Below are 14,468 nucleotides of genomic sequence, written 5' to 3' on the forward strand. Positions count from 1 at the left end.
AGGGTTGCAAAGAATTTTATATTTAAGCCCATTCAATCGTAAGGGAAGTACCTATGCCAGTAATCCGCCTGCCTGACGGATCCGAACGTGTTTTCGATCACCCTGTGACAGTCGCCCAAGTGGCGGCCAGCATTGGCCCTGGTTTGGCGAAAGCCGCCTTGGCCGGCACAGTGAACGGCACGCTGGTTGACACCTCTTACACCATTGAAAACGACGCCACCCTGTCTATCGTCACTGAAAAAGACGACGAAGGGCTGGACATGATCCGCCATTCCACAGCCCACTTACTTGCCTATGCCGTGAAGGAATTGTTCCCCTCTGCGCAGGTCACCATTGGCCCTGTGATCGAAGACGGGTTTTACTACGACTTTTCCTACGAGCGCCCCTTCACCCCTGAAGATCTGGAAGCGATCGAGAAAAAAATGACCGAGTTGGCCAGGCTCGATGAAGTAGTTACTCGCGAAGAATGGGTGCGCGATGATGCCGTGCAGTTTTTCAAAGACCAGGGCGAACACTACAAGGCCGAAATTATTGCCAGCATTCCAAGCAATGAAAACATTTCTCTGTACCGCGAAGGCAAGTTCATTGACCTGTGCCGTGGTCCACACGTGCCCAACACCGGCAAACTGAAACACTTCAAGCTCATGAAAGTGGCTGGTGCCTACTGGCGCGGCAATTCCAACAATGAAATGTTGCAGCGTATTTATGGCACAGCCTGGACCAAGAAAGAGGACCTGGCCGCTTACCTGCACCGCCTTGAAGAAGCTGAAAAGCGCGACCACCGCAAACTGGGCAAACAGCTGGACTTGTTCCACATGCAAGATGAAGCCCCCGGCCTGGTGTTTTGGCACCCCAAGGGTTGGGCTTTGTGGCAGCAGGTTGAGCAGTACATGCGCAAGGTGTACGTAGATGGTGGTTACCAGGAAATTCGTTGCCCTCAAATTTTGGACCGCAAGTTGTGGGAAAAATCTGGTCACTGGGACAACTACAAAGAGAACATGTTCACGACTGAATCGGAAAAGCGCGACTATGCGTTAAAGCCGATGAACTGTCCTGGTCACATTGAGGTGTTCAAGAGCGATTTGCGTTCTTACCGCGACCTGCCCATGCGTTATGGTGAATTTGGTGCGTGCCACCGAAATGAAAGCTCGGGTGCCTTGCACGGCATTATGCGTGTGCGCGGTTTCACGCAAGACGACGGCCATATTTTCTGCACTGAAGATCAAGTGCAAGAAGAGGTCACCCGCTTTAACCAGGTGGCCATGCAGGTATATGCCGACTTCGGTTTCAATGAAATCAATGTGAAGCTGGCCCTGCGCCCAGAGGCTCGCTTGGGCACCGATGAAACCTGGGACAAAGCCGAAGATTCCCTTCGCGCGGCCTTGAAAGCCTGCGGTGTTCAGTGGACCGAGCTGCCAGGCGAAGGCGCATTTTATGGCCCCAAAATTGAATACCACATGAAAGACTCGATTGGTCGTTCATGGCAGTGCGGCACCATTCAGGTGGACTTCCAGTTGCCCGGCCGCCTGGGCGCTGAGTATGTGGCCGAAGACAACAGCCGCCGCGTACCTGTCATGCTTCACCGCGCCATTGTGGGCTCTATGGAAAGATTCATCGGCATTTTGATTGAAAACCATGCAGGTGCCATGCCCTTGTGGCTGTCGCCCGTGCAAGTGGTGGTGGCCACCATCACCGAGGCGCACAATGAATACGCCCACAATGTGGTGCAAATGTTGAAAAAACAAGGCATTAGAGTGGAGGCGGATTTGCGTAATGAAAAGATCAATCGTAAAATCCGTGAGCACACGATGCAGAAAACCCCGTATATCGCTGTAATCGGCGATGCGGAACGTGATGCAAACCAAGTTGCCGTGCGCTTGCGCGGCAATGAAAACCTGGGCTCATTGCCTGTTGACCAATTCGTTCAGCGCCTGCTGGGTGAAATCAACAGCCGGGTCTGATTTTATTTAACCAGAAGAAAGAGGCTAGACATCGTAGCAGAAAAGAAAAATCGCATTAACGAGGAAATCCGTATCCCCGAAGTGCGCCTCATTGGAATTGAGGGTGAGCAGTTAGGCATCGTTAAAACACCAGACGCCCTGCGTATGGCTGAAGAAGGCGGTGTGGATTTGGTGGAAATTGCGCCTCAGGCAGTGCCCCCGGTGGCCAAGCTGATGGATTACGGCAAGTTCCGCTACCAAGAGCAAAAGAAAGCCGCGGAAGCCAAGTCCAAGCAAAAACAAGTTCAAATCAAGGAAATCAAGTTCCGCCCGGGAACAGACGACGGCGATTACAACGTGAAGTTGCGTAATTTGACCCGTTTTCTGGAAGACGGCGACAAGTGCAAGGTTACCTTGCGCTTTCGCGGACGCGAAATGGCTCACCAGGACATTGGGGCCCGCCTTTTGGAGCGTGTTCGCACCGATCTCGATGAGATCGGCGTTGTCGAGCAAATGCCCAAGATGGAAGGTCGCCAAATGGTCATGATGATTGCTCCTCGAAAGAAGTAAGCACTGAAGGCCTGAAGTTTTCCAAAAGTATTGCCCAGAACAGCAAACCCGCGTTATAATCGCGGGCTTGCTGCATTGTGCGTAAAACCACAAAGCAACAAATTGCCCACCAGGTCAGAAAAGTGCTTCGTCGAAGCCACCTGCAAGCATGTACAGGAGCACCAAGATGCCCAAGATGAAGACCAAAAAGAGCGCCGCAAAGCGTTTCTTGGTCCGTTCAAGCGGATCGATCAAGCGTGGCCACGCCTTTAAGCGCCACATCCTCACCAAGAAAACGACCAAAAGCAAGCGTCAACTGCGCGGCATGGAAACGATTCACAAATCAGACATCGGTCGCGTGCGCGACATGATGCCTTACGCATAACCGGGAGGAGTGACAAATGCCTAGAGTAAAACGTGGTGTAACGGCTCGCGCCCGTCACAAAAAAGTAATCGCCCAAGCCAAAGGCTTCCGCGGTCGTCGTAACAATGTATTCCGCGTTGCCAAGCAAGCGGTAATGCGTGCTGGTCAGTACGCATACCGTGACCGTCGCAACAAGAAGCGCGTATTCCGCGCCCTGTGGATCACCCGAATCAACGCCGCAGTGCGTGAACACGGCATGACCTACAGCGTGTTTATCAATGGCTTGAAGAAAGCTGCCATTGGCCTTGACCGCAAGGTATTGGCTGACCTGGCAGTGACCGACAAAGCAGCGTTTGCTGCCATCGTGGGTCAAGTGCGCGCAGCGCAGGCTTAATTCACCAGCCAAGTCAAATATTTGTCACAAGTGTAGCCCCTGAGGTTTTTCACTTAAGTTGGCGAAAAGACTAAACAAAACGGAGCTCTCGGGCTCCGTTTTTGTTTTCAGGCGGTACAATTCAGGGCTGTACTCAAAGCCGTTCCAATCTCAAAAAGAATCGACCCAATACCCATGGATGCTTCGCTTTTAGCCATTCTTACCGAGGCCGAACAGGCCATGTCCTCGGCAACCGACCCAGCCAGTCTTGAAAACATCAAGGCCCAGTTTTTGGGCAAGCAAGGCAAAGTCACCGAGCTGCTCAAAGGCATGGCTGCGCTGTCGCCCGAAGAAAAGAAAACCCTTGGCGCGGAAATCAATCAATTGAAACAGCAGGTTGAAGCTGTGTTGAATGCCAAGCGCCAGGCGCTGGCCGATTCCGCCATGCAAGCCAAGTTGCATGCGCAGGCAATCGATGTCACCAAGCCAGGCCGTATGCGTGGAACTGGCGGTTTGCACCCAGCCATGCGCACACTTGAACGCATTGAAGAAATTTTTACCACCATTGGTTTTGATTTGGCCGATGGTCCTGAAATTGAAACCGACTTTCACAACTTCACTGCATTGAACACGCCCGAGAATCACCCCGCGCGTTCCATGCACGACACCTTCTATGTAGAAGGCACTGGCGGTAACCTGCTGCGTACGCACACTTCGCCCATGCAGGTGCGTTACATGCAAACCAACAAACCGCCCATTCGCATTATTGCGCCGGGCCGTGTGTATCGCGTGGACAGCGATGCCACCCACTCGCCCATGTTTCACCAGGTTGAAGGTTTGTGGATTGACCAGGGTGTCAGCTTTGCTGATTTGAAAGCGGTGTTCATGGATTTCCTGAAAACCTTTTTCGAAACCGACGACATCACCATTCGGTTTCGCCCTTCGTTCTTCCCGTTCACGGAACCCTCTGCGGAAATTGACATGGCGTTTACCAGCGGCCCCAACAAGGGCAAGTGGCTGGAAATTGCTGGTTGCGGGCAAGTGCACCCCAATGTATTGCGCCACGTGGGCATCGACCCTGAAACCTACACCGGATTCGCGTTTGGTGTGGGCCCCGATCGCTTGACCATGCTGCGTTACGGCATTAACGATTTGCGCCTGTTCTACGAAAACGACATTCGTTTTCTGCAGCAATTCAATTAAGTTTAATTCGGTTTAAACAAGCCAGTTTTGGATATTAAAAGATGCAATTCACAGAATCCTGGTTGAAGTCACTCGTCAACACACCATTGAACACCCAAGAGTTGGGCGACAAGCTCACCATGGCGGGTTTGGAAGTGGAAGAACTGGAACCGCTCGCCCCGGAATTTTCGGGTGTGGTGGTGGGTTTGGTTCTTAAAAAAGACAAGCACCCCGATGCGGATCGCTTAAGTGTGTGCCAAGTACAAGTGGCTGAAGGCGATGTGCGTCAAATTGTGTGCGGAGCCCCCAATGTGGCCGAAGGGCTGAAGGTGCCATGCGCTTTGCCCGGCGCGGAATTGCCAGGTGGTTTTAAAATTAAACCCACCAAAATGCGCGGCGTTGAAAGCGGTGGCATGTTGTGCTCTGGCAAAGAGTTGGGTGTACCGAGTGATGTAGATGGCCTGCATATTTTGAGCGAAGAATTCCCCGTGGGCGGCAATGTGCGTGAACTGCTCGGCCTGAACGAGATGAAGTTCACCCTGAAAATGACGCCCAACCGTGCGGATTGCTTGAGTGTTTGGGGCGTAGCCCGTGAAGTGGCGGCACTGACCGGTGCAACTTTGAATGCACCTTCATTTGTGCCCGTGGCCGCCACCATCAACGATACGTTGAAAGTTACTGTGGAAAACACCGAACTTTGCGGCCGCTTTGCCGGGCGTGTTATTCGCGGTGTGAACAACCATGCAAAAACGCCTCAGTGGATGGTTGATCGCCTGGAAGGCGCAGGCCAGCGCAGCTTGAACGCATTGGTGGATATTTCCAACTACGTGATGCTTGAACTGGGCCGCCCCAGCCATGTGTTCGACCTGGACAAAGTGCAGGGCGATCTCACCGTGCGTTGGGCACGCGAAGGCGAAAAGCTGAAGCTGCTGAACGAGATGGAAGTGGCCTTGAAGCCGCACATGGGCGTGATTTGCGATGCCAATGGCCCGGAAGCGCTGGCTGGCATTATGGGTGGTGACCACACTGCGGTGAATGAAGGCACTACCAATATCTTTGTTGAAGCTGCGTTTTGGCACCCCGACGCCATTGTGGGCCGTGCACGTGAATTCAATTTCTCGTCGGATGCCTCACACCGCTTCGAACGTGGCGTGGACTTCCAAACCATTCCAGAACATATTGAACGTATCACAGCCTTGATTCTGGAAATTTGCGGTGGCCAGGCTGGCACTGTTGTGGACCAGGAGTTGAACCTGCCCGCGCGCAAGCCTGTAACCTTGCGCCACGCACGTGCGGAAATGGTCATTGGCATGCCATTTACCGTTGAACAAGTAAAAGACGTGTTCACCAAGCTAGGCTTTGAATTCACCGCGGAGGGGCAGGGCGCTGAAACGCGTTATGTGGTCAACCCGCCGAGCTACCGTTTCGACATCAACATCGAAGAAGACCTGATCGAGGAAGTGATTCGTGTGGTGGGCTACGACAGTCTGCCTTTGCGCGCACCCATGGGCAAACTGAAAATGTTGCCTGCCGCTGAAGGCAAAATTGGCCGCCATGCCATTCGCCGTCAAGTGGCTGCGCTGGGTTACCAGGAAGTAGTTAGCTACAGCTTCACGCCCGAACAGTGGGAAGCCGATTTCAACGCCAACACCAACCCGGTTCGTTTGTTAAACCCGATTGCCAGCCACCTTAGCGTAATGCGCTCTACCTTGATTGGCAGCCTGACTGGTGTATTGAAACACAATCTGGGTCACCGTGTAGACCGCCTGCGTGTGTTTGAAGTGGCCCGCGTTTTCGAGAAAGACGACAAGGTGCAAGACGGTGCACAAACTGTAGCTGGCTTCAAACAAACCTGGAAAGTGGGTGGTTTGGCGTATGGCTTGGCTGACCAATTGCAATGGGCTGCCGGCAACAATCGCGCACTCGACTTTTTTGATGTGAAAGGCGATGTAGAACAACTGCTGCACGGTCGCAAGGTGGATTTCGAGGTGTTTGAAGTTGCAAACCCGCACCCAGCTTTACACCCAGGCCGTAGCGCCCGTGTGCTGGTGAACAAACAGCCCATTGGTTTTGTTGGTGAACTGCACCCCAGGTTGGCTCAGGAATACGATTTGCCACAGGCACCGATTGTGTTCGAATTGTTGCTGGATGGCTTGAATACGTGCAAATTGCCAGCTTTCAAAGAAGTTTCGAAGCAGCCAGTTGTGGTTCGAGACCTGGCATTTGTGGTAGAGCAAAATATTGCTGCTGCGCAACTTAAAAAAGCATTCACGGAAGTGAAAGATGACAACCTTGCTTGGCTGAAATCGGTTATCCTTTTCGATGAATTCGTACCGAAAGAAGAAGGTAAGGGCCTGAATCTAAATGAGAAAAGTTTGGCGTTCAGACTGACTCTCCAGGCCAGCGACCGCAGCCTGACTGACGCAGACATCGAGCCTTTGTTGAAAAAAATGATTGACCAGGCAGGCCAGCGTTGTGCGGCCCGCTTGCGATAAATATTGATAAATAGGTAGAACTCACTGTGGATCAATTTGTGTTGAACGACGACCGAAGCAACGAAACTACTGCCCGCACGGACCGCATGGACCTGATTGAAGATGGTCTGGCCTCGGGCTCCCTGACCAAGGCTGAATTGGCTGAAATGTTGTTTGATAGCCTGGGCCTGAACAAACGCGAAGCCAAAGACTTCGTGGATGCGTTTTTCGATGAAATTCGAACCACGCTTGAAGGCGGCGACTCTGTGAAATTGTCGGGTTTTGGCAATTTCCAGCTGCGTGACAAACCCCAACGCCCCGGTAGAAACCCAAAAACTGGCGAAGAGATTCCCATTGCGGCGCGTAGAGTGGTAACCTTTCATCCCAGCCAGAAACTTAAAGCTTTGGTTGAATAATTTTCACTAAATTATTTAAGTACAAGCCAATTACTCAATGCAAAAAACCGTAAACGCAGACGGAGCGCCACCCACAGCCAGCTTGCCGCCCATTCCGGCCAAGCGCTACTTCACCATTGGTGAGGTCAGCGAGCTGTGCGGCGTAAAAACCCACGTGCTTCGTTATTGGGAGCAAGAATTCACGCAATTGAAGTCGATTACCCGACGTGGCAATCGTCGTTACTACCAGCACCACGAAGTGCTGTTCATTCGCAGATTCGTGAACTGCTGTACGAACACGGCTTCACCATCAACGGTGCACGCAACCGTTTGGATCAGGAAAAAAATGGCCCGGCAGGCGACGCGCCGCTGCCCATTTTGATCGATCGGGAAGTTTTGAAAGAACAATTGCTAAATTTGCGCGAAGCCCTGAAAGCCTGAGCGTTTCATGTATAATCCAGCCTTCTCGGAATGTAGCGCAGCCTGGTAGCGCACTTGCATGGGGTGCAAGGGGTCGGAGGTTCGAATCCTCTCATTCCGACCAAAATTAAAGAAAGCCTGGGTTTAACAGCCCGGGCTTTTTTGTTTTTGAGTCGCCTTAATTCACTTGCTTGAATTGTTCGGCTCGTTCAATATTGCCCAGCAGCAGGTCCATCAACACCTTCTCGGGCAAATCCACATGCAAAAAGAAGCCTCACAAATTCAACAAGAGGTTCAGCACCTGTTTTCCCCCAATCCTTTGCCCAAGCCTTTGGCCGATCCCCTCAATTTGCTTCGCCCTGTTGTTGCATTTTTAATTGCAATTCAACTGCTCCTAGGGATTGGTTTGCTTGTTTTCGGCTTGGCGCAAGGCACAGTAGAGTTGTTGATTCAAGCGGGTGTACTTTTTGTAGCGCCCGCCTTTTTGGTCGTTGTGTACGCTTTGGCGTTGCCGAAGCAAACCACAAATATTTTCTATCTGCGAAGTTTCAAGAAAGATGCAAGCAGCTACAGAATTCGAGAACTACTCGAGGTGGTTTTGGGGCGCGGATACAGGCTTTCTGGAATTCGTGACCCGAGAAAGCGCGTACCGCATTTTCTAAAACCACTTTTTCTTGTACCCATGATGTTGGCCTATGCGGGTTCAAAATATTTGAACCTGGAGGCCAAAGAGGACTGGAAGGCAAGGCTGTGGCGATCTCTTGCAGATGCCAAGGGAGTGGTACTCGACCTTCGTGACCTTACCGAGTTTGTGATCGAGGAAATTGAATTGGTGTTGGTGAGCATGCAGCCAGATCGAATTTTATTCATCGTTCAAAACGAGCATGAGTTTGCACAGCTTAAAAACCGCCTGGCCAACAAGGGAGTGGCTGTTGCACCGCTCAGTCATGTGGTGGTTTGGGATGAAGCAATACCGGGTAATGAGGAACAATTTGCCTCTCGGTGTCAAACATACTGCCAACAACTACCTGGCCATGTTGCAGGTTTGGCGGTATCGGCTGCCCCGCTGATTCAAGCTTTTGTAAAAAGTACCCATGCCTTGAGGCTTGAGACAGCAAGTGCCTGGGCACAATACGCTGTGGGCATTGCCATGTTGTTTGCACTGTCGTCTGTGTCTGGTGAAACAGATCGGCTTGGTGAATGGCCTTGGTTGGGTTTTGTACTTGGAACACTGGTGGTGTTGCAGTTGGCCCTTTTGCTAAATCACTTTGTTGGTGTGGTTAAAAAAATGCGCATGGCCCGCCGTTTCAACCCAGCGTACAAGCTTCACCTTCGGGCTGATTTGATGAAAGGCTTGGGGCTTGGGCTTCTGCTGATTGTGATGGCAGCAGGTTTGGTGTTTGCGGGGATTCGCCATATTTACACTGGCTATTTGGACAGGGCAGAGCAAGTTCGGTTTGAAACAAGCTATCGAACACTTGAATTGATCACAATGGATGCATTTTTGAGTGGTGGCCCAGCCATTGTTGATGCACAAACCCTTCTAGAGGCACTGGGGCCTTCCTCGGCCAGTCCATTCAAACTGAATGGTGCAAATTTGGACATGGTGAATTCACCCGGCAGCATTTGGGTGGCGGTACCTCAAACTGAAACTGAAAAAGCGACACTGGGTTTTAGTTGGGCCGGGATGGAAATTGCACCGCGCTGCACACCTGAAACCTTGAGCAAACTGGAACAGGAATTTGAAGCAGATTCATGGGTTTATGAAAACTGCTTGATGAATGGCCATTAGGATTTAGGAATTGTGGACTTTTTTACACCTCATTTTCTGTTGTTCAGGGAACTGCTTTAATTTTGCTAAAAATTCAACGTGTTCTTTTGAGACGAGTGCCCAAATTGGCTGACTGGTCTTTCGGTTTCACGGGGCTTGTCTGGTGTTGGGTTAATCAGGATTTTCTTCCCAACTATAGCTCCCCTGTTGATAAGTCAACACGCCTCCGGCGGCTTCGGTAGTCAACTGCACGCCATAGTCGCCATTTGGCAGTTCAATGTTTTGCCAAAGGCCTTGGCCTTCGCGCTGTTGCTGAAAAATTAAAATACCAGAATCACCAGTAGGCCCCTTGTTGCTAAGTAAATGGCCTGTACCCAGTTTTTGATTCGTTGAGCACTCAGCAACTAGCAATGCGCGTTGGCTATCGTTAAGGACTTGTACAGGCCAATAGAATGCCTGTATATCGCAATTGTGTTGTTGACAGGCTTGCAAGGCATTTCTAACCAGCACTGCGTACACACAGCGTTCTGCGGAGTCGCCGACCTTTCTGCCGATGAACAATTGTGTGGGCTGCACATTGCTCAATATTGAAATTGATGTGTCGGTTTTGTTTGACGACTTCTGGCAAGCGGCCAATGTAAATACAGCGCAAGCAAGGCCAATTTTTCCAATTCGCTGCCCTGCCTCTACTACGGAACCAGTCTTCGGAATTCCATCGTGTGATATTTCACCATAGCGCACCACTCCAAGTGCCCCATGGTCAATTGTGACTTGAAAAGTACCCAAATAGAAATCGCGCGACTCCACTACCCGGCCTGCTGTTATTGCCAGCACGGGAGAACCTAATGGTGCGTATAAATCGCAACCAGCGTGTGTGCGTCCGCTGCCCGTTTTGCGCCAAAGCTTCGTGGCGTTTGCTTGTAAGAGTAGGTTGAGATCCACTCTGGAACAGGCCAGAATTTATTCATCGTTTAGTTTTAGTAAAAAAATTGAGCGTAGAGGCGTTATCGAGAGATGTCAAAAATGAGTATGGCTGTGAGGAGGGGAGCGCATGCTGGGTAGTCCATCGGTGCAGCTTGCAAAACTTAACACTATTTCGTTAAACCACCTTTACGATCACCCACATTAAAAATCCCACCACGCCAACTCCCACCAGCCCGGTAACAATCCCTGCAATAATTGCCAGGCCGTCTCGCGCCATTAGGCCAAGGCCAATCAAAATGAGTGCAATAGCGGGTGTGCCGTTGCCGCCGGGTATTGGCAGGAAAATGATGAATCCCATCAGGGCGATGAAGGGCACCAGCCAGCCGCGGTGGGTGGGGCTGCTCAGCGATCCTAGTCGTGGGGCGCAAATGCGGTCGGCTTTGGTATATATCCAGCCCAGAATTTTGATGAGCCGCGTTGCGGATGCTTTGGACAATTTTACGCGGCATACTCTTTCAGGCAGGCCGTGGCCACTGTCGTTGATCCACATCATGTGGGCAACAGACCATATTCCAAACGAGAACAAAAAGCCGGAAAAGGGAATTGGCAGCAGGGTGAGTACGGCCAGAAAAAGCAGCAGTGCGCCGTGGGCAGACTCGCCATGCATGTCGGCAAGAAAGCGAACAGAAACCTGGTCTTCGTGGGGGTGTTCAACGGCCAGTTTAAGGCGCAGCAGTAAATCATTCATGCTGTGAGTATACCGCTGCGGCATTGCACCGCTTATCGATAGCCTCCATCGGCCATGACAACTTGCCCCATCAAGTAGGGCATGGTGAGCAAGTGCAGTGCACATTGCGCCATTTCATCGGGTTCGGCCCAGCGCTTCATCCAGATTTTTGAAGATTCTTTTTCGCGCACATCGGGGGGCAGGGTGGCGTTCAAGTCGGTGTTGATCCAGCCGGGGGCCAGGCCGTTGATACAAATTTGGTCTTCGGATAATTTTTCCGCGGCCACGCGCACAAACAAATTGTTGGCGGCCTTGGAGGCATCGTAATGGGCAGAAACAGGGTCCCAACTGTTGATGCCGTTGGTGGATGTAACCAATACAATACGCCCCCGAAAGTCGCCATGCAGCAGGTTGTGTTTCATTTGCAGTGCTGCGTATTTGGTGACCAAAAAGCTGCCAGTGGCATTGGTGTTTTGAACCTGGTCCCATTCGGCCTGGGTTTGGTCAAAAAATTCAGTGTTGGGTGATATGCCCGCGCTGTGGATCAAATGATCAAGGGCAATGCCCTCGCGTGCAATGGCTTCAAAAAATGCAGCAACCGATGTTTCTTGCCCTACTTCACAAGGAAATGCTTTGGCCTGAATCTTGGGGTTGACTTGCTGAATTTGCAGCAAGGCGGCTTGCGTTTTTTCAGGTTTTCGGCTGGCAGATATGATGACGTTTCCGCCTGATTTTGCAACTTCGAGTGCACAGGTGAGGCCAATACCGCTGGCGCCGCCGGTGATCACTGTCCAGGTATTGGAAAAATCAAAATGCGCTGCAGCCATGGTGTGCCTCCAGATGTTGTTGGACTTTTAGTGTGGCACAGCGCTTCATTTTTGATGAGACCTAATTGAGGGTAAGTTTAGGTCTAGTTCTACACGTAACCTTTGACGCCCAGTTTGTGGCAAGTTTACGGTGCCTGCGCCGATTGATTCACTGCCATACTTTTTCAAATGCGGAACAAACCCTTTCTGAGAAGAATTCGCTTATTCAATTGCAGCAGCGATTAGAATCGGGTGATGATCGTTACATGGCGTCACATTGAAGCTCTGCTGCTATTGGACCAATTGAATTCATGAAATCAACCACTTTGTTGTCCAGTACTTTGGGCCTCGCCTTGTGGGCCGTCCTGATGTTCGTGCTGGCCTACCCCCACGACTGGGTCACGCTTGCCAACGCGCCTGTGGTGCTTATTCTGGTCTCATCGATTTATTCCCTGTTGTTGCCCTTGTCACTTTCACTTGCGCTTAGCGCGCTTGCTGTGCTTATGTTCAACTACCAAATGGTGCCACCCGTGCACACTTTTCATGTTGACCTTCACGAGCATGGCATTTTGCTGATCACGATGATGGGTGTGTCGTGGTTGATTACCTATTTATTGCGTCGGCAAAAGCAAATTGCGGCGCTTGAACGGCAGCAGGCGCAGCGCACTTGGCAGTTAATGCAGTGGAGCGAAAAACTGCGCGAGCTTGATAATCCGCAACAACTGCTTTCCGATTTGCAGCGGTTGTTGTTGGGTCTGGCTGAGGGCTCTACCCAAGTGTTGGTGGGGTTTACTTCTTCTGAGCTTGAATCGCTGAACGCCACGCAAATTAAAGCCTTTGATGCTTGCTTGCAAGAGAACAAAGCATTGGGAAAAAGCACTGGGCGATATGACAATTTGGAAGACTTGTACCTGCCCATGCGTGGAAAATCGAAAGCGTACGGAGTGTGCGTGTGTGTCGGCGGTGATATTGATTTTAACGAGGCTTTGTGGGTTCGTGATGCGCAGGCATTGCTGGATCAGATGGGCCTGGCCTGCGATCGGCGAGACAATGCGCTGCGTGCCCAAAGTGCACGAGAATCGGCACAAACACAGAAAACCCGCAGCCTGTTTTTAACATCGATTGCGCACGATCAGCGAACGCCGCTGGCCAGCATCATGACTTCCGCTTCGGCGATTCTTGAGCAGACAGATCGCTTGAGCAAAGACGAGATTCGGCATTACGCCGAGTTGATACAAGAGGAAACCCAGCAGGTTGCGCGCCTGACCGACAACACACTGACCTTGGCACGGTTAAGTGGTGAACAAGTACAGGTGCCTATGCAACTGGAATCGGTGGAAGACATGGTGGCGGCTGTGCTGCAACGCCTTAGAAAACGAAAAACCATGTATTTACCCACTGTGAAAGTTGCTTCGGGCTTGCCGCTGCTGAATTGCAACATGGTGCTGGTGGAGCAGGTGTTGGATAATTTGATCGACAATGCAATCAAACATTCGGGGGCACCTGGTTCAGTTGAACTGAATGTTTTGCAACAGCAAGGTGGGGTGGTGTTTCAGGTGTCTGATCGTGGTGTAGGCATGCAAGGCCAGCACAAATTGCAGGGTGATGAATCCCGGGGCATGGGCATTGGCCTACAGCTATGCCATGCCGTGGCGCAAGTTCACGCAGGGTGTTTGAGTTTTTCTACACCTGCAATTGCAGGACAAGGTGTGTTGGCCATATTCACATTGCCCTTGGCTGAGGCACAGGAACAAGGCGCATGAGCATTCGTATTTTGTTGATTGAAGACGACCGGGAGCTGGGCAAGGCCCTGCGCAACAGCTTGAGCACAGAAGGGCATTCAGTGGTCACAGCAGCCAGTTTGTCAGAAGCCAAGGCCTTGTTGGCGAATCAGCCTGCAGGGCAGGCGTTTGATTTGTATTTACTCGATTTGGGTTTGCCCGATGGCGATGGGAAAAGTTTTCTGGAGCTGGCCCGCAGGGCAGGCAGTGCACCTGTGATTGTGATTTCGGCGCGCCCGCACGAGGAGAGCAAAATTGAGTTGCTTGACGCAGGGGCCGATGATTATCTGGTGAAGCCATTCAGCGTGGGGGAGTTGTTGGCTCGCATTCGTGTCGCCTTGCGCCACCGAGGTAATTTGGCGCAGCCAGCCACTCTGCTGTATCAGCGTGATGGTTTGAATGTTGATTTGCTGAAGCGTGAAATTACCTTGCATGGTGCTGAAATTAAGTTAACGCCCACTGAGTATGAACTGCTGGCGCGCCTGGTGCGAAGTGCTGGGCAGGCGGTAAGCCACCGGCAATTGCTGGCTGATGTGTGGGGCCCCGAGTACCTGGAGTACACACAATACACCCGTCTGTATGTAGGCCAGCTGCGTGCGAAAATCGAGAAAAACCCGGCAGACCCACACTTTATTTTGACGGAAACTGGTGTGGGTTACCGCATGTTGGCAGGCACCTAGGTTCCCTCCCGGGTTTCCTTATAACTTCCTTATATGTTGCAGCGCATGATGCAGGCTGTTTACACAGTGTAAGTGCGTTACA

Annotated in this window: 13 protein-coding genes, 1 tRNA gene and 1 pseudogene; 12 read left to right on the top strand and 3 right to left on the bottom strand. The window is 51.5% G+C overall.

Annotation, left to right across the window (positions count from 1 at the left end; genetic code table 11):
- Positions 1–53: 53 nt before the first annotated feature.
- From thrS to BSZ31_RS11615, 10 genes and pseudogenes are all read left to right on the top strand, one after another.
- Positions 54–1,961: a threonine--tRNA ligase gene (gene thrS, locus BSZ31_RS11570; protein ID WP_105028881.1), complete on the top strand. Its 1,908-nt coding sequence runs from the start codon at positions 54–56 to the stop codon at positions 1,959–1,961.
- A gap of 30 nt (positions 1,962–1,991) precedes the next feature.
- Positions 1,992–2,510 carry a translation initiation factor IF-3 gene (gene infC / locus BSZ31_RS11575; RefSeq protein ID WP_105028882.1) on the top strand — a complete coding sequence of 173 codons (519 nt, stop codon included), beginning with the start codon at positions 1,992–1,994 and terminating at the stop codon, positions 2,508–2,510.
- A gap of 166 nt (positions 2,511–2,676) precedes the next feature.
- Entirely contained in the window at positions 2,677–2,874 is a 198-nt protein-coding gene (gene rpmI, locus BSZ31_RS11580) for a 50S ribosomal protein L35 (protein WP_105029855.1), read from the top strand.
- Between the two features lie 16 nt (positions 2,875–2,890).
- The gene (gene rplT, locus BSZ31_RS11585; protein ID WP_008249959.1) at positions 2,891–3,247 is read left to right on the top strand and encodes a 50S ribosomal protein L20; all 357 of its coding nucleotides are present in this window, start codon (positions 2,891–2,893) and stop codon (positions 3,245–3,247) included.
- Positions 3,248–3,466: 219 nt separating this feature from the next.
- Positions 3,467–4,429: a phenylalanine--tRNA ligase subunit alpha gene (gene pheS / locus BSZ31_RS11590; RefSeq protein ID WP_369907291.1), complete on the top strand. Its 963-nt coding sequence runs from the start codon at positions 3,467–3,469 to the stop codon at positions 4,427–4,429.
- 41 nt (positions 4,430–4,470) lie between these two features.
- Positions 4,471–6,903 carry a phenylalanine--tRNA ligase subunit beta gene (gene pheT, locus BSZ31_RS11595; protein ID WP_105028884.1) on the top strand — a complete coding sequence of 811 codons (2,433 nt, stop codon included), beginning with the start codon at positions 4,471–4,473 and terminating at the stop codon, positions 6,901–6,903.
- Positions 6,904–6,989: 86 nt separating this feature from the next.
- Positions 6,990–7,298: an integration host factor subunit alpha gene (locus tag BSZ31_RS11600; protein WP_335618416.1), complete on the top strand. Its 309-nt coding sequence runs from the start codon at positions 6,990–6,992 to the stop codon at positions 7,296–7,298.
- A 37-nt stretch (positions 7,299–7,335) separates the two neighbouring features.
- A pseudogene (locus BSZ31_RS11605) lies at positions 7,336–7,718 on the top strand (MerR family transcriptional regulator).
- 26 nt (positions 7,719–7,744) lie between these two features.
- Positions 7,745–7,821, top strand: a tRNA-Pro gene (locus BSZ31_RS11610).
- 135 nt (positions 7,822–7,956) lie between these two features.
- Entirely contained in the window at positions 7,957–9,489 is a 1,533-nt protein-coding gene (locus BSZ31_RS11615; protein WP_105028886.1) for a hypothetical protein, read from the top strand.
- A gap of 150 nt (positions 9,490–9,639) precedes the next feature.
- Here the strand turns inward: BSZ31_RS11615 and BSZ31_RS11620 are convergent, their stop codons facing one another.
- From BSZ31_RS11620 to BSZ31_RS11630, 3 genes are all read right to left on the bottom strand, one after another.
- Positions 9,640–10,410 carry a M23 family metallopeptidase gene (locus BSZ31_RS11620; RefSeq protein ID WP_168426954.1) on the bottom strand — a complete coding sequence of 257 codons (771 nt, stop codon included), beginning with the start codon at positions 10,408–10,410 and terminating at the stop codon, positions 9,640–9,642.
- A gap of 157 nt (positions 10,411–10,567) precedes the next feature.
- The gene (locus tag BSZ31_RS11625) at positions 10,568–11,140 is read right to left on the bottom strand and encodes an exopolysaccharide biosynthesis protein (RefSeq protein ID WP_168426955.1); all 573 of its coding nucleotides are present in this window, start codon (positions 11,138–11,140) and stop codon (positions 10,568–10,570) included.
- Between the two features lie 32 nt (positions 11,141–11,172).
- Entirely contained in the window at positions 11,173–11,946 is a 774-nt protein-coding gene (locus BSZ31_RS11630) for an SDR family NAD(P)-dependent oxidoreductase (protein ID WP_105028889.1), read from the bottom strand.
- 290 nt (positions 11,947–12,236) lie between these two features.
- On the opposite strand from BSZ31_RS11630, the gene BSZ31_RS11635 reads away from it, so the two are divergent.
- Positions 12,237–13,688 (top strand): ATP-binding protein, encoded by a 1,452-nt coding sequence (locus BSZ31_RS11635; RefSeq protein WP_105028890.1) that lies wholly within the window; start codon positions 12,237–12,239, stop codon positions 13,686–13,688.
- Positions 13,685–14,386, top strand: coding sequence for a response regulator (locus tag BSZ31_RS11640; RefSeq protein ID WP_105028891.1), 702 nt, complete (start codon positions 13,685–13,687; stop codon positions 14,384–14,386). Before BSZ31_RS11635 ends, BSZ31_RS11640 begins: the two co-directional genes overlap by 4 nt.
- The last annotated feature ends 82 nt before the right edge of the window (positions 14,387–14,468 follow it).

It is taken from the genome of Limnobacter sp. SAORIC-690 (assembly GCF_002954425.1).
GTDB lineage: Bacteria > Pseudomonadota > Gammaproteobacteria > Burkholderiales > Burkholderiaceae_B > Limnobacter > Limnobacter profundi.